Source organism: Cohnella hashimotonis (assembly GCF_030014955.1).
GTDB lineage: Bacteria > Bacillota > Bacilli > Paenibacillales > Paenibacillaceae > Cohnella > Cohnella hashimotonis.
Map to the genome: position 1 here is coordinate 8,550,642 of NZ_JAGRPV010000001.1, position 16,128 is coordinate 8,566,769.

12 protein-coding genes are annotated in these 16,128 nt (G+C 60.5%); 7 read left to right on the forward strand and 5 right to left on the reverse strand.

The genetic code is table 11. The features are described from left to right. Positions 1 to 63 precede the first annotated feature (63 nt). From KB449_RS34135 to KB449_RS34150, 4 genes are all read right to left on the reverse strand, one after another. The gene (locus tag KB449_RS34135) at positions 64 to 759 is read right to left on the reverse strand and encodes an ABC transporter permease (protein WP_282912619.1); all 696 of its coding nucleotides are present in this window, start codon (positions 757 to 759) and stop codon (positions 64 to 66) included. After that, a complete protein-coding gene (locus KB449_RS34140; RefSeq protein WP_282912620.1) occupies positions 731 to 1,675 on the reverse strand; it encodes an ABC transporter ATP-binding protein in 945 nt (314 codons plus the stop codon). Before KB449_RS34140 ends, KB449_RS34135 begins: the two co-directional genes overlap by 29 nt. 155 nt (positions 1,676 to 1,830) lie before the next feature. Next, positions 1,831 to 2,802 carry a sensor histidine kinase gene (locus tag KB449_RS34145; protein ID WP_282912621.1) on the reverse strand — a complete coding sequence of 324 codons (972 nt, stop codon included), beginning with the start codon at positions 2,800 to 2,802 and terminating at the stop codon, positions 1,831 to 1,833. Beyond that, positions 2,803 to 3,507, reverse strand: coding sequence for a response regulator transcription factor (locus tag KB449_RS34150; protein ID WP_282912622.1), 705 nt, complete (start codon positions 3,505 to 3,507; stop codon positions 2,803 to 2,805). A 409-nt stretch (positions 3,508 to 3,916) separates the two neighbouring features. Here KB449_RS34150 and KB449_RS34155 point away from each other — a divergent pair, with 409 nt between their 5' ends. From KB449_RS34155 to KB449_RS34185, 7 genes are all read left to right on the forward strand, one after another. Further along, positions 3,917 to 5,263 carry an extracellular solute-binding protein gene (locus KB449_RS34155; protein WP_282912623.1) on the forward strand — a complete coding sequence of 449 codons (1,347 nt, stop codon included), beginning with the start codon at positions 3,917 to 3,919 and terminating at the stop codon, positions 5,261 to 5,263. Positions 5,264 to 5,410: 147 nt separating this feature from the next. Continuing rightward, positions 5,411 to 7,576 carry a glycoside hydrolase family 36 protein gene (locus tag KB449_RS34160; protein ID WP_282912624.1) on the forward strand — a complete coding sequence of 722 codons (2,166 nt, stop codon included), beginning with the start codon at positions 5,411 to 5,413 and terminating at the stop codon, positions 7,574 to 7,576. A 240-nt stretch (positions 7,577 to 7,816) separates the two neighbouring features. Further along, positions 7,817 to 8,308 (forward strand): hypothetical protein, encoded by a 492-nt coding sequence (locus KB449_RS34165; protein WP_282912625.1) that lies wholly within the window; start codon positions 7,817 to 7,819, stop codon positions 8,306 to 8,308. 721 nt (positions 8,309 to 9,029) lie between these two features. Further along, positions 9,030 to 13,859 carry a bifunctional 2',3'-cyclic-nucleotide 2'-phosphodiesterase/3'-nucleotidase gene (locus KB449_RS34170; protein ID WP_282912626.1) on the forward strand — a complete coding sequence of 1,610 codons (4,830 nt, stop codon included), beginning with the start codon at positions 9,030 to 9,032 and terminating at the stop codon, positions 13,857 to 13,859. A 130-nt stretch (positions 13,860 to 13,989) separates the two neighbouring features. Continuing rightward, complete coding sequence (locus tag KB449_RS34175; protein ID WP_282912627.1) at positions 13,990 to 14,316, forward strand: MGMT family protein; 327 nt, start codon at positions 13,990 to 13,992, stop codon at positions 14,314 to 14,316. Further along, entirely contained in the window at positions 14,309 to 14,806 is a 498-nt protein-coding gene (locus KB449_RS34180) for a 2-thiouracil desulfurase family protein (RefSeq protein ID WP_282912628.1), read from the forward strand. Before KB449_RS34175 ends, KB449_RS34180 begins: the two co-directional genes overlap by 8 nt. Then, entirely contained in the window at positions 14,803 to 15,222 is a 420-nt protein-coding gene (locus KB449_RS34185; protein WP_282912629.1) for a GNAT family N-acetyltransferase, read from the forward strand. The genes KB449_RS34180 and KB449_RS34185 overlap by 4 nt, the downstream gene beginning before the upstream one ends. A gap of 12 nt (positions 15,223 to 15,234) precedes the next feature. Here KB449_RS34185 and KB449_RS34190 read toward each other — a convergent pair whose 3' ends face one another. Next, positions 15,235 to 15,924: a class I SAM-dependent methyltransferase gene (locus tag KB449_RS34190; RefSeq protein WP_282912630.1), complete on the reverse strand. Its 690-nt coding sequence runs from the start codon at positions 15,922 to 15,924 to the stop codon at positions 15,235 to 15,237. Positions 15,925 to 16,128 lie beyond the last annotated feature (204 nt).

Below are 16,128 nucleotides of genomic sequence, written 5' to 3' on the forward strand. Positions count from 1 at the left end.
GCATGCCCGGCGGGTCGCCTGTTTTATTTCTGCTGCGTGCGAAGGCTGCGCTTCGTCCCCTTATCAGCCTACGTCTACGCGGTCGATGTTGCGGAAGCTCATATAGGTGCCGAGGATTCCGAGCAGCCCGAGCGCCACCGGGACGGCGACGACATTGCTCAGACTGAAGCCCCCGTTATTGGAGCACACGATCATGACGATCAGGATGGAGGAGGCGACTGTCGTCGCTACGGACTTTTTGCGCAGGCCGAGGACGAGAGGCAGCAGGCAGGTGCCGGCTGCGCCGAACGCTTGCATCAGCACGAAGATGCCGTGCTCGTACAGAATTCGGGCCGTCAGCGGATCGGACAGGTGGCCGAGGCGGGCGTCGATCGCGATGAGGAGGCCGCCGACGACCGCGTTCGCCAGGACGACATTCGCGAAGGTCCAGCAGAATACCATCGACAGCTTGGCCAGAATGATTTTCTTGCGGCTCACGGGATAGGCGAACAGCAGCGAGATCGTCTTGTTCTTGAACTCATTGACGACCAGCTTGGCGAGAAGCACCGCTGCATAGACGACGAAGGTCGCGCACACGATCGTAGCGATGCCGCGCAGCATCTCCGCATAGTTCCGGAAGGCCGGCTCCTCGGATGCCGTGCCTTCGGTAAAGTAGATCGCCATCATGAAGGCGGCGATGAGCGCGTATGCGAGCAATGCTCCCCATACGTAGGCCGAGAAGCGTCCTTTCTTAAGCTCCAGCTTGATGAGATGCAGCATGGCCCTCGCCTCCCTTGATCATGTCGAAAAAATAATCCTCCAGCGTATGGTGGCGGCGGTTGATCGAATGGATCGGCACTTCGTTCATGATGAGCGCCTTCGACAGCTGCTCCTGGGTAAGCTTTGAATCGTAGATCCGGATGGTTCGTTCGCCCACCTGCTTGAAGTTGGCGATGCCCAGCCGTTCGGACAAGACGAAGGCTGCATGGACCGAGTCGGTCGTGACGACTTCTACGTACGCCGCCGTCGATTCGCGAACCGCATCCATGGATACTTCGCGGATCAGCCGGCCGCCCTGGATGACGCCGATCGTATCGGCGACCTGTTCGATCTCCGCGAGCAGATGGCTGGAGATCAACAGCGCGACGCCCCATTCGTCCCGCAGCCTGCGGAACAGATTGCGCATGACCTGGATGCCTTCGGGATCCAAGCCGTTGATCGGCTCGTCCAGCAGGAGCAGCTCCGGCCGGGTGGAGATCGCCCGCGCGATGCCGAGCCGCTGCTTCATGCCCAGCGAGAACTGCTTGACGGGCTTGCCCTCCACGCCCAGAAGCTGCACCAGGTCCAGCGCCTCCCGAATCGACCGCTTGTTGTAGTAGCCCATGTATTCGGCATGAAGCTCCAGGTTCTGCTCGGCGGTCAGCTTTTCGTAGAAGACAGGCGTCTCGATCATATGGCCGATCCGCTTGAGATGCTCGATCGCACCGTCGCGCAGACGCTCGCCGAACAGCTCGATCTCGCCGCCCGTCGGCTTGACCAGCCCGAGCAGCATCTTCATTACCGTCGATTTGCCGGCACCGTTCGGCCCGAGAAATCCGTAAATCTCGCCTCTTTTGACGCTCATATTGACGCCCGACACCGTATCCGCCGCGCCATAGCTCTTGCTTAACAGCCGCGTCCGAATAATATCCGTCATGATTGTTCACTCCCCGTCTGTATTCCGTCTGTACTTAGATTAACAGGGGACTCTCTCATTTTCCGGTCTTAATACTTACTTATTTCTTAAGATTGGAAGCTTGCAGCTGTTGATGCGGTCGGCTCGGGATCTATAGGAGCCAAACTGGAGCGATATTAAGATTGCGGCGGCGGCTTGTATTCGGACGCAGGCAAGGTTAACGAGAAGCAGGTGCGGACGTTCGGTACGCTGTCCAGCTCGATGCGGCCGCCCAAGCGCTCGGCCAGCCGCTTCGCGATGGCGAGGCCCAGCCCGCTTCCTTGCATGTGACGGTTGCGAGAGTCCTCCATGGTATACATCCGCTCGAATACCCGGGCCTGATCGATGCCGGCGATGCCGCGTCCGCGGTCCTTCACCTCGATCCGGACGCAGCCGTCGCCGCGCGAGAGCGACAGTCCGAGGTAGCGCCCGGCCGCGCCGTACCGTACGGCGTTGGACAGAAGATTGTCGAGGATTCGGGACAGGGCTTCTTCGTTCGCGTATACCCACGCCGGCTCATCGGGCAGGCGAATGTCGACTTGATAGTCCTGCTCGGCGAGCAGGTCGAAGTAATCGAGCACCCGGCGGCGGCATACCTCGCAGGCGTCCACGACGGCGAGCGGGATGTCGTAATCGTCGGCTTCGAGCCGGGACAGGTCGAAGAAAGCATTGATCAGTTCATGCACCTCGGCCGTCTTTTTGTGTACTTGGCCGAGCATTCTCCGCAGCTCGTCCTCGGCGAGGCCTTCTTGCCGGGACAGCATCTCGGCATAGCCCATGATCACGGTGAGCGGCGTCTTCAGATCGTGGGATACGTTCGAGAGCATCAGGTGCATGGCCCGCTCGGTTCGTTTGTGGCCGGCGGCCGATTGCATCGCGCGGTCGAGCAGCGCATTGATGCCGCGCAGCAGCTCCCGCAGCTCCGGATCGCGGGTCATGACGAGCAGGCGCTGCCGGGTCAGGGGCTGGGCGGGGTCGGTGAATTCGCCCAGCTTCGCGTTGATATAAGCAAGGGCGGCGCGGTCCGAACGTTGCTTCATGCGCTCGCGGACATACAGCGCGAGGAGGACGGCGGCCGGGATCAGGCAGAGCCATCCGAGCGCGGCCATTTACAGCTCCCCCAGACGGTAGCCGATGCCCCACAGGGTGCGGATATAGCGCGGGGCGGACGGATCGTCCTCGATCTTCTCCCGCAGGCGCCTCATATGGACGTTGATGACATTGTCGTCCTGGCAATATTCCTCGTCCCAGACGAGCCGATAGAGCATCGCCTTCGTATAGACCCGCGTCGGATGCTGGATGAACAGCTTCAGGATCTGAAATTCCTTGGCCGTCAGCTTGATCTCCTGCCCCCGCTTGGACAGCTGAAAGTTGTCCGGATCCATGACGAGATCGCCGGCGGACAGCAGCGCGGGCGCCTCATCGGGCTCGGCCTCCGCATGGGAATATTGCGTCGCTCTGCGGATCGAAGCCTCGACGCGCGCCGCCAGCTCCATCAGCGAGAACGGCTTGGCAATATAATCGTCGGCGCCGAACCGCAGGCCCAGCGCCTTGTCCACCTCGCCGTCCTTGGCCGACAGGATCAGAATAGGCACGCGGCTGCGCTCCCGGAGCAGCCTCAGCACCTCCAGCCCGTTCAGTTTGGGCAGCATCAGATCCAGCAGCACAAGGTCGTAGCGCTCGGAGCGGAATCGCTCGAGCGCCAGCTCGCCGTCATGCGCGACGGTCGACGTATAGCCCTCCTTGGCCAGATAGTCCGCCACCATAGCGCTGATCTCCGGATCGTCTTCAATGATCAGCAGGTTGCCCTCCACGGCGATTCCTCCTTCTATCTCAATGCTTCATCTCTATATGCTTCATCTCTATCGACGCGATCGGGACCGGCTTCTCGAGGACGCAGCAACGCTTGCAGCGCTACGCTTGGGCCATTGCGAAACTTCCATTTTTAGAAAAGAGCGGAATCATTATAACATAGAATAGAGGGGCTGCCCGGGGAACGCCATCTGGAGTGGCGACGGGGAGCGGTAAGACGGGACGGTGGAGGATTAAAAAGGAAGGCTGTCGGGAGATACTAAGGCTGCTGAGCAGGGTAAAAAAGCGAACCGTCCGACGAGTCCGCTTTTTTACCCTCAAGAGGCTACTTAAATGCATTGGGTTGCCGGCCGCGGTTCTTTAATATAGGCATCGTAGCGCAAAATCACAAACGAATCGGGGGCAACATACATGCTCAAAAAGATTGCGGGCGTATCCGTAAGCGCAGTTATGATGGCCGGTCTGCTGGCTGCATGCGGCGGCAACAACGACAACAATAACGCGGCATCGAGCGGGGCGGCATCGGCAAGCGCTTCGGCAGGCTCGTCGGCGAGCGCCTCGGCGGGCACCTCGGACAAGCCGGTTACCATCAATATGTTCACGGCTTCGCCGGAGTACACGGACGCATTTAACGCCTACATCGCCGAATACAAGAAGGTCAAGCCGAACGTCACGATCAACCTCGAGATCATGCAGGCCGACTACAACACGGTGCTGAAATCGCGGATCGCATCCGGCAACACGCCGGACGTGTTCCAAACGACGGCAGGCGGGGACATCGACACGTTCGCCGAATATAGCGCGGACCTGACGGGCGAGCCGCTGGCCGCGGCTATGACGGACGCCGTGCGCAGCAACATGACGTCCAGCGACGGCAAGGTGCTGGGTCTGCCGGTTAAGGGCAACCTTTTCACATTGATTTATAACAAGAAGCTGTTTGAAGAAGCAGGCATCACCGAAGTGCCGAAGACGACCGCTCAGCTCGACGACGCGATCGCGAAGCTCGAGGCCAAGGGCATCACGCCGTTCGCCAACGCCTACAAGGAATGGTGGACGTGGAAGCACGTGTTCCAACACTTCGTGGACGCCGCCGCGCTGGACGCCGGCACGGACGCCAAATCGCTGGTCGCCGACTTTATTGCCGGCAAGACGACGTTCAAGGATCACCCGGTGCTGGCCGACAACTTCTTCAAGTTCGTCGACACGACGATCGCGCACGGTACCGACAAGCCGCTTGAGCGCGACAGCAACGCCGAAGTCGGCGATTTTGCCGCCGGCAAGGCTGCGATCATGACCGGCAAGGGCGCGTGGGACGAAGAAGCGATCGAGAAGATCGCGCCGGACATCCAGATCGGCATCATGGGCTACCCGGTGAGCGACAAGCCGGAGCAAGCGGTCATCATCACGGGCGCCGACCAAGCGCTGCGCATCAACAAGGATTCGAAGGTCGCCCGCGAGACGGTCGATTTCTTCAACTGGCTGTATACGTCCGACTACGGCAAGAGCTGGTTCTCCAACGTCGCAAAGGTTATTCCGCCGATCAAGGACGCGCCGCTGCCGGATCTGCAAATGCCGAAGGCAATGGACGAGCTTCTCAAGACCGAGAAGTCCGGCGACCTGTCCGTCAACTACTCGCTCGACACGTTCCACCAGAAGTTCGGCGAGATCATGCAGGCATATGTCGGCAAGAGCAAGACGAAGGATCAGGCGATAACCGAGATCCAGCAAGCTTGGACGCAGCTGGGTTCCGCTCAGTAATGAACGCAACGGCATAGCGCACTGCGCAAACCGGATGCGCCGGTTTCGAATAGAAAAGCACGCAAGACTCAGCCCTCCGGGGACTGGGTTTTGCGCGTTTTAGGACCTTATTCATCCCAAAGTTGAATCGTAGGAGCGTGTGCGACAATGAGCAAAGCGATCGAAATTGCCGAAAACGGCCTGCATCTCTATATTGAAGTCACGGCTGAGGGAGATGCGCGGCTGATGCATTTCGGGACCGAGCCGTACCGTGCGGGCACGGTATCGGACGATCAAGCGCCGGGCTTTCGCCTGCTGGAGCTGCAGCTGACCGGGGAAGACCGCGCCGAATATCACGGCCGCACGCATCGTGCGACTTATCCGGGTTTGCGCATGCAGTACCGGTCGCATAGCGACGCGCGCAGCGGACCGGGCCGCAAGCTCGAAGTGACGCTCGCCGATCCCGAGACGGGGCTCGAGGCCGTGTCGCACTTCCAGTTTTACGACGGCATCGCGGTCGCCCGCTGCTGGACGGCGCTGCGCAACGGGGGGGCGGCGCCGCTGGGCGTCGAGTACGTATCCACGTTTGCCTTGACGGGACTCGACAAAGAAGGCGCGCTGGACCGCGACGACAAGATGTCCGTCTCCATTCCGCATTCCGGCTGGCAAAGCGAGCTGCAGTGGCGCACATACTCGCTGCCGGAGCTGGGACTGTCCCATGTGACGGACCGCAGCTCGAAGCGCATCTCTTGCAGCAATACGGGGTCCTGGGCCGCCGCGGAGCATATCCCGATGGCCGTGTTGGATAATTTTGAAACGAATACGCAGCTGTTCTGGCAGATCGAGCACAACGGCTCCTGGCATTGGGAGATCATCGACCAGTACGATTATTTGACGCTGCTCGTGAGCGGGCCGACCGAGCACGACAATCAGTGGTGGCTCGAGCTCGCGCCGGGCGAGTCGTTCGTCTCTGTGCCGGCGGCGGTCGGCGCGACGCGCGGCGGGTTCGATGCGGCGATCGGCGAGCTGACCCGGTACCGGCGCGCGATCCGGCGTCAGAACGACGACAACCGGCTGCTGCGCGTCATTTTTAACGACTACATGAACTGCCTCTGGGGCCAGCCGACGACCGAAAAGCTGCTCCCGCTCATTGACGCCGCCGCCGATATCGGCAGCGAATATTTCTGCATCGACGCGGGCTGGTACGCGGACGGCGACTGGTGGGACGGGGTCGGCGAGTGGCTGCCGTCCAAGGCGCGGTTCCCCGAAGGCATCAAGTATGTGCTCGACTACATTCGCGGCAAAGGCATGATCCCGGGTCTCTGGCTGGAGCTCGAGGTCATGGGCATCAACAGCCCGAAGCTCGCGGACGCAGATGACAGCTGGTTTTTCATGCGTCACGGGAAAAGGGTCAAGGACCGTTCGCGCTACCAGCTCGACTATCGGAATCCGGCCGTCGTCGCGCACGCGGACGAAGTCATCCGTCGTCTCGTCGAAGACTACGGTGTCGGCTATATCAAGATGGACTACAACATCAATGCGGGCATCGGCACCGAGACGGACGCGGACAGCTTCGGCGACGGCCTGCTGCAGCACAACCGGGCGTATCTTGCCTGGCTCGACGGCATTTTCGCGCGGTATCCGGACCTCGTCATCGAAAACTGCTCCAGCGGCGGCATGCGCATGGACTACGCCATGTTGAGCCGGCACAGCATTCAGTCCACCAGCGACCAGGAGGACTACGTGAAATACGCGGCCATCGCCGCAGCCTCTCCGTCTGCACTGACGCCGGAGCAATCGGCCATCTGGTCTTATCCGCTCCGCGAGGGCGACGACGAGGAAGTCGTGTTCAACATGGTCAACGCGATGCTGCTGCGCGTTCACCAGAGCGGTCATGTCGCCGAGCTCAGCCCGCGTCGCCGCGCGCTCGTCAAGGAGGCGCTCGACTACTACAAAACGATGCGCGCCGACATCGCTTCGGGCTTGCCGTTCTGGCCGCTCGGCCTGCCGACGCAGCAGGACGACTGGATCTGCTTCGGCATCCGCGCGGAGGGCCGCGCCTATGTCGCGGTCTGGCGCATCGGCGGCGAGGACGCCGAGATCGCGCTGCCGCTGCCGTGGCTGGCGGCGGAGGCTGAGAGAGGCGCCGGCGATGCCGGCAGTGCTGGCAAAGCGGATGCGGTTGGCGGCGCAGGCCCGGTGCGGGCGCGCATCGCGTACCCGGCCGCGCACGAGGGCAGCGCCGTCGCCTGGGACGCCGAGGCCGGCTCGCTGCGCGTGACGCTGCCGCGGGAGCGGACGGCTCGGTTGGTGGAGCTGCGGTTGAATCGATAATCGGCACCCGAAAAGGGTCGTCGCCCTACGGGGCGACGGCCTTTTCGTGTCAGCCGCCGTTCTTAGCCGCAACTTTAGGCTTGCGAACATACAACGCGCGGCGTACGGAATAAAGTAATGAATACCTGCCGTTCCGGTTGATCGGAACCGTGCGGGAAGTCGAGGCGACGGATCCTTTTTCCGTGAAAGCGCAACCAAATCATAAACGCGTAAATTTGAGTGAAAAGGGGGCGGCCGACGATGAGTACGCGACTGTTGTCCGAATCGCTCGTCCGGGAGCGATTTCCTCAACTGCGGTACGTGAGGATCCATACCAGCGGCAAGCAGACAGCGACGATCTATGCCTGGGACGATCAGCTGGAGCTGCGGGAGGAGGATCGGGCGAACCTGTTGAAATTTGCGGCGGCTTATCTGGCGCCGTTCGTCTGCTTTAAGGTGAAGCCGTACGGATTGACGAGGGAGGATCGGGTACCGTCCGCACCGGAGGTGCCCGATGACGTCAGGGAAGCCGCAATGAGTCGCGGATCGGACCTGCACGACATCATCGACGTCGTGGACCGCATGCTGGCCGGCGGGCGAATCTCGTTCGAGCGCTACGACCGGGCAAGCGCGATCGTATATCTGACGATCCGTTCGACGCTGCCGATCTCCCCGATCGAGCGGGAGCTAATAGGCGTGTACCTTTACGAGCTGTTGCCTCTCGGGACGCAGTCCTCTATTCAGTATATATAGCGGTGCGGGGAGACGAAGCAGATGATCTCCGGCCGCATGCAGCGCGGGCCCATGCGAATTGTCGCATGGGTCTTTTTTTGGAGTAGCGGCGCTGTTGGGATGTTTTGCGGACTGAAATAACTGCATTTCTGCATGTATTTTCTGCCGACCAACGATAGTTAATGAAATACCTGCAAATATGCAGTTAAATGCCGAGCTCAAGCCGAAAATCCGGCTCATAGAGTGAAATAGATGCACATTTGCAGGTATCTTGTCCAAAAGGGGCGAGAGCGGGGTAATTAAATGTATATTTGCAGGCATTGGGGAGAAGGATCGACGCGTGCGGCGATAGGACATCCAATCGAAACGAGCCAACCAATCGAAACGAGCCAACCAATCGAAACGAGCCAACCAATCGAAACGGACATCCAATGGAAACGAACATCCAATCGAAACGCCATCCAATCGAAACGGCCAACCAATCGGAACGGCTGTCCGATGAGCGCTAGCGAAGCTGCCTCGGAGGAGAATGGCACGAATTCGTGCTGCAAGCGATAAAAAACGCGGTTACAGTGTCAAACGGAGCGCGAATGGGTGCCGCAAGCGATAAAAAGCGACGTTTCAGCGCATAAATGTAAAATCCTTGTTATTGATCCTTTACATATCTTTTACAAATTAAGTGACAATCTAGTGATATCTTTTATTATACTTAGAAAGAATGCGAACCGAAGGGAGAGCGAGCATGTTGAAAAGGAAGACTGGTTGGAGCAAGAGATCGTCGACCGTGACGGCCGCGGCGGTATTGGTCTCTCAGGTGTTCGGGGGATTCGGTCTGTTGGAAGCCGGCAAGGCGGCTGCGGCAGAGCCATCCGTTGCGCCGCTGCATGTGCGGATCATGGAGACGACGGATTTGCATACCAACGTACGAGGCTACGATTATTTTAAAAACGCCGAGACGGTGGCGGTCGGTCTGGACCGCACCGCAACGCTGATCAAGCAGGCACGCACGGAGCAGCCTAACGCGCTGTTGTTCGACAACGGCGACTTGATCCAGGGTACGCCGCTCGGCACCTATATGGCCAAAGTGGACAAGCTGTCCGAAGCAGGCAGCGTCCATCCGATGTATCAAGCGATGAATCTGCTCGGTTACGACGCAGCGACTTTCGGCAATCATGAATTCAATTACGGTCTCGATTATCTGGACAAAGCGATTGCGGGCGGCAAGGACGGTTCAGGCGAGAAGCTTCCTTACGTCAATGCCAACATCTATGTGGACGATAATCACGACGGCATTGCCCAAGATACGGAGACGACCAATAAGTACGAGCCTTACGAAATTCTTACCCGTACGTTCAAGGACGAAAACGGCGTAGATCAGACCGTCAAGATCGGCGTCATCGGTCTCGTCACGCCGCAAATTATGGAATGGGACAAGGCGAACTTGTCCGGCAAGGTCGTGACGCGCGATATCGCGGAGACCGCCCGTCATTTCGTGCCGTTGATGAAGGCGGACGGCGCGGATATTATCGTGGCGCTCGCGCACACGGGCTTCGACGCGAACGCGGTGGAGGGCGACCTCTCTGAAAACGACGTCAATGCGCTGAGCAAGGTGCCGGGCATCGACGCGATTACGTTTTCCCACACGCACAAGATCTTCCCGACGGCGAGCGACGCCTCGCTCGACGCTCTGTTCAAGGACCCGGCGACCAATCTGCCGTACAACTCGTCCGCCAGCGTCGTTAACAATGTCTACGGACTCGGCGGCGGCACGATCAACGGCGTGTTCGCGGTTCAATCGGGGTTCGGCGGCGCCAGCCTCGGCCTGATCGACCTGAAGCTCGTCAAGGACGGCGACGGCAAGTGGACGGTCGACAAAGCGAATTCGCAGTCGTCCACGCGTTCGATCTTCCGGACGGAGAACAAGGTCAACATCGCGAACGTGGAGCCTGACGCGGGCGTTGTCGCCGCGGTCAAGAAAGCGCACGAAGCGACGATCGCCTATACCGGGCAGGAGCTGGGGCAGACGGATGCGCCGATCAACAGCTACTTCGCCATGGTGCAGGACGATCCGTCGATCCAGATCGTGACGGACGCGCAGAAGTGGTACGTAAAGAAGTCGGTCGCGGGTACGGTTTATGAAAACCTGCCTATCTTGAGCGCCGGCGCGCCGTTCAAGGCGGGACGCAACGGGCCGTCCGAGTACACGGACATCGACAAGGGTCCGCTCACGATCCGCAGCGCCAGCGATCTGTATTTGTACGACAATACGCTGAAGGCGGTTGTCATCAAGGGTTCGACGGTTAAGGAATGGCTGGAGATGTCCGCCGGCGCCTTCAACCGGATCGATCCGGCGAGCACGGCGGAACAGCAGCTGCTGAATTCGTCCTTCGCGGTTTACAACTATGATGTCATCGACGGCGTCACCTATCAGATCGACGTCACCAAGCCGGCCAAATACAAGCCGGACGGTACCGTCAACGACGCTGCTTCGAGCCGGATCGTGAACCTGAAGTACGCGGGCAAGCCGATCGATCCGAACCAGAAATTCATCGTGGTTACGAACAATTACCGCGCGAGCGGCGGCGGCAACTTCCCGGGTCTCAAGGGTTCGCCGCTGGCCGTCGATTCCCAGGACGAGAACCGTCAGGTGCTGATGGACTACATTTCGGAAAAGAAAACGGTTAGCCCGAGCGCAGACGGCAACTGGTCGTTCGCTCCCATCAAGAGCAACGTCGACCTTACCTTTACAAGTTCTCCTTCGGCCGCTAAGTACGCAGAAGCGACGAACGGCATTATCGCGGATACAGGTAAGCGGAACGACAGCCAGTTCGAAATCTACAAGCTGAAAATTCCCGTCGAAGTGCATCTGCTTGGCATCAACGACCTGCACGGCCAGCTCGATACGACTTCGATCGTAAACGGCAAGGCGGCGGGTACGGCCGCGACGCTGGCGGCTTACCTCAAGACGGCGCGCGCTAAGTATACGAACAGTTTCCTCGTTCACAACGGGGATTCCGTCGGCGCTACCGCCCCGGTCTCTTCGCTGGAGCGGGACGAGCCTACGCTGGAATGGATGAACATGATGGGCTTCGATGTCGGCACGCTGGGCAACCACGAGTTCGACCAAGGCGTAGCGGCGCTGAAGGCGCAGCTCGAAGGCGGCGTCGACCCTGTCGGCGGCGAAATCGTGCACAAGGGCGTGAACTTCGACTATGTGAACGCCAACGTCGTGGACGAGAAGACGGGCGAGCCGATCATCGCTCCTTATGTCGTGAAGGAAGTCGACGGCGTGAAAATCGGCTTTATCGGCGTCGTCACGATGGCGACGGTGACCAAGGTGTCCCCGGAAGGCCTGAAGGGCGTCAAGCTCGTCGACCAGGCGCCGGTCGTGAACAAGGCGGTTGAAGAGCTGAAGCAGCAAGGCGTCAAAACCATCATCGTCCTCGCGCATGACCCTGCGACCACCAATGCGACGACCGGGCTGACGACGGGCGAAGCCGCGGACCTGGCGAACAGCGTCGACGACGAAGTCGACGTCATCATGGCCGGCGACAACCACGCTTTGGCCAACGGCCTCGTAGACGGCAAGCTGGTTGTGCAAGCTTACTCCTACGGTACGGCGTTCGAGGACGTCAAGTTGACGATCGATCCGGTGACGGGCGACGTCACGAGCAAGTCGGCGACGGTCACGACGACCTTCCAGGACGGCGTGACGCCGGACGCTGACACCGAAGAACTGGTGAACAAATATCTCGACATGCACCCTGAGCTTAAAAATCCGGTCGGCACGACGGACGGCTCTGTCGTACGGACCGACGCTTACAACAATGAAGCGCCGCTGGGCAACCTGATCGCGGACGCGATGCGCAGCGCCTTTCCGGGTTCGGACTTCGCGTTCATGAATCCGGGCGGCATCCGCGCGGACCTGCCGAACGGCGAGGTGAAGTTCGGCGATCTGGCCAAGGTGCAGCCGTTCGGCAACACCCTCGTGAAGCTGACGCTGACGGGAGCCCAGATCCGCACGCTGCTCCAGCAGCAATGGGGCGTCAAGACGGACGGCAGCGCGGACACGAAGACGCTGCAGATCTCGGGTCTGAAGTATTCGGCCAATCTGGCGCTCCCCGTCGCGCAGCGCGTCACGAGCCTAACCAAGACGGACGGCACGCCGATCGAGGACAACAAGGAGTACACGGCAGTCGTCAATAACTTCATGGCTGCGGGCGGAGACAACTACAAAGTGCTCACCCAAGCGAAGGAATCCGTGGTGGGACCGACGGACCTGGATATTTTCTACAAGTATATCGTAGATACGTTCAAGGGCGGGCAGATCACGGCCAAGATCGAAGGGCGCATCAACAATTCCAATGTCCCCGTGACGCCTCCGGTCAATCCGGGCAATCCCACACCTACGCCAACCCCGACGCCTACGCCTGGAGCGCCGGTGAAAGTGAGCGTCGAGGCCAAGGACGTGCCGAAGGCGGACAATGGCGTCGTGAGCTTGCCGGTGACGATCCCGGCCGGCGCGACCGACGTCAGCATCTCGCTCCCGCTGAATATCGCGGAGCTGGCCGGTTCCGGCACGCAGGTGAAGCTTGAGCTGGACGGCGTGACGCTGTCGCTTCCGGCCAAGGTGCTGGAGGACGCGTCGAAGCTTGTCACGGGCGATGCGGCGAAGGATGCGACCTTGTCGCTGAATTACAGCCGTTTGACGTCCGAAGCTTCGACCTCGCTGCTGGCCGGCGTGCAGAATGCCAACCTGAGCGTCAAGGCGGCGGGCGCCGTTACCAAGCTCGGCCTCTCGGCCGTAGCGAAGGACGGGACGACGGCCGGTACGCTGAGCGGCTTCGCGCAGCCGATCTCGATCGCGATCAAAGTTGACGGCAGCTCGAACGCCAATCTGACGAACCTGTACCGCATCGACGGCGGCAAGCCGGTTTATGTAAAAGCCAAGCTGCAAGGCGGCGCGCTGACGGCTGAGGTGACGCAGCCGGGCACGTACGCGGCGCTGGAATACAACCGTAACTTTGCAGACGTACCCGCATCCTATTGGGCCAAGGACGTCATCGCGGAACTGGCGGCCAAGCAACTGATCGACGGTACGGATACGGCGAACTTCGCGCCGCAAAGACCAATCACGCGCGCCGAATTCGCCAAGCTGCTGGTGCAGGAGTTCGGGCTGGGCGCCAAGGGCGGAGGCGCTTCTTTCTCCGACGTGCAGAGCGGCAGCTGGTATGCTGAATTAGTGAACATCGCGTCCTCCAACGGCTTGATCACGGGCAAAGGCGACGGCAGCTTCGTGCCGAATGCGCCGATCACCCGCGAGGAGATGGCGGTCATGCTCGCGCGCATTCCGGCGCTGAAGTCGGGCGGCACGGCAGGCACCGCCGGCTTCAAGGACGGCGGCAACATCAGCGGCTGGGCGCAGCAAGCGGTCGGCCGGATGCTGGACGAAGGTCTGATGCAGGGCCGCGGCAACGGCGTCTTCGCGCCGAAGGGCTCCACGACGCGCGCGGAAGCGGCGAAGGTCGTTCATGGCCTGCTGGCAACGGCGGAAACGGGCGGCGGTTTCTAACGCCGATCGCTAACGCCGCGCTCAAGCCGAACTGAATACGGATGAGTCATCAAGCTCCCGGGCGCTTCGGCCCCGGGGGCTTGGCGTCTTTGCGGGAACTATTATAAGCTGTAACGTAGAGGTGAACGATATGCAGCCATTTACGGCCCAAGTGGTCGAAGTCATAAAGGCGATACCTGCCGGCAAGGTAATGACGTACGGGCAAGTGGCGGCAGCGGCAGGCAGCTCGCGGGCCGCGCGGCGCGTTGTCTGGGTGCTGCATTCGCTGAGCGAAGCGCACGGTCTTCCATGGCATAGAGTCGTGAACGCCAAAGGCGAGATCGCGCTGCCGGGCGACGAGGCCCGGTTTACGCAGCGCGCGCTGCTGGAGGAAGAGGGCGTGCTTTTCGATGGAGATTATCGGGTGGACCTCGTACAGTGCAGGTGGGACGGGGGGGACCGGGAGAAGGATGGTTAAACGGATGCCGGCGAAAATACTGGTCAGTGCCTGCTTGCTTGGTCAGCAGGTGCGTTACGACGGCGGCGGCAAGCTATGCGATGAGGCCCGATTCTTGCGGTGGCAGGCGGAAGGCCGATTCGTGCCGGTGTGTCCCGAAGTCGCGGGCGGGCTGCCGACGCCGCGGCCGCCGGCGCAGATCCGGGGCGACAGGGTCGTAACGGAGCAGGGGGATGACCTGACGGAGGCGTTCGACCGCGGCGCGGAGCTTGCGCTGCAGGCTGCGCTGGCGCATGGCGTGGCGCTGGCCATTCTCAAGCAGAGCAGCCCCTCCTGCGGCAGTCTGTTCGTCTATGACGGCACCTTCAGCGGCGTAAAGCGTCCCGGAGAAGGCAGGACGGCGGCGCTGCTGCGCAAGCACGGCTTCAAGGTTTTCGGAGAGGATCAGCTGGAGGAGGCGGAGCGCGAGCTGGCGCGCCTGGAGCGGGAGAGGACGGAGCCGGGACGATGAGGATCGAATACAGGAAGATGGAAATCGCCGATTACGACCGGCTGATTGCGCTATGGCGGCGAATCGAAGGTCTGGCGCTGAGCGAGGCGGACGAGAGGGAAGAGATCGCGGCCTACTTACGCCGCAACGAAGGCATGAGTTTCGTGTGCGAAGCGGAGGGAGAGCTGGCCGGCACGATTCTGTGCGGCCATGACGGACGGCGCGGCTACGTGTACCATGCCGCAGTAGATCCTGCTTATCGGGGCCGGGGGATCGCCCGTCAGCTGGCCTCCCTGAGTCTGGACAAGCTGCGGGAGGCCGGCATCGGGAAGTGCCACCTTTTCGTGCTCGAGGACAATGACGCGGGCGCCGGTTTTTGGGCAGCGACCGGGTGGCAGCGCCGAAGCGGATTTTACGTCTATTCCCGTGATGTGTAATCCCGGAGAAGATCAGGACGCCGCAGGCTTGGCGCCGAAGAAGACGGCGAAGTCGAGATATTTGTACATGCAATCCGCGTCCTGGAATCCCGCCTCCGTCATCCAGGCGAGCTGGTCGTCCAGCTTGGCGTTGATATCCACGCTTCGCCGCTCCACGGAGGCATCGATGGCGGATTGGGACAGGCCGCTGGCGGCGATCTCGGCGAGCCATCTTCGGCGATAGTACGCATCCGAGGCCGGCGTATGGCCCGCGACCTGGTCCGCGTTGACGAACACGCCGCCCGGTGAGAGGGCGCGATAAAGCTTTTTGAACAATTCTTGTTTGGACGCATGGGTCAAATGGTGGATCGAGAGAGACGAAACGATGATATCGAAGCTTTCGGGCGCGAACGCGTAGTCCGAGTAGTCGGCTACGATAATTTCAACATGCGGGTCCCCGGAAAATCGCTCTCGGGCGACGTCCAGCATACTTTCGCTCATATCGATCAAGGTCATCCGCGCTGCGGGCAGCTTGCTTCGCACCATCGCGGCCATCAGGCCGGTGCCTGCGCCCAAGTCCAGCACGCGAGGCGAACGCTCCCCGCTCTCGGCCAACGACAAAGCCATGCCGTAAAAGTCGTCAAAGCACGGAATCAAGCCTCTCCGCTGTTCCTCGTACTGCGTCGCGACGGCGTCGAATTGCTTTTTCACGTTCGGGTTCATCGTATGGCCTCCTCGAATATTGGATGTCTTAATCATAGTGTCGCCGCTTCTCGTTAGGAAATATATAAAATATATACTGTTTATAGTTCGCAGCTATCGGGTATATATAAACGCTCAGTTTTGTCGACACTGCAAAATTTGGCGAATCCTGACTGCCAATCGGGACGAGGATCGCCTATAATCGGAAAAGAACGAAATCGGTTA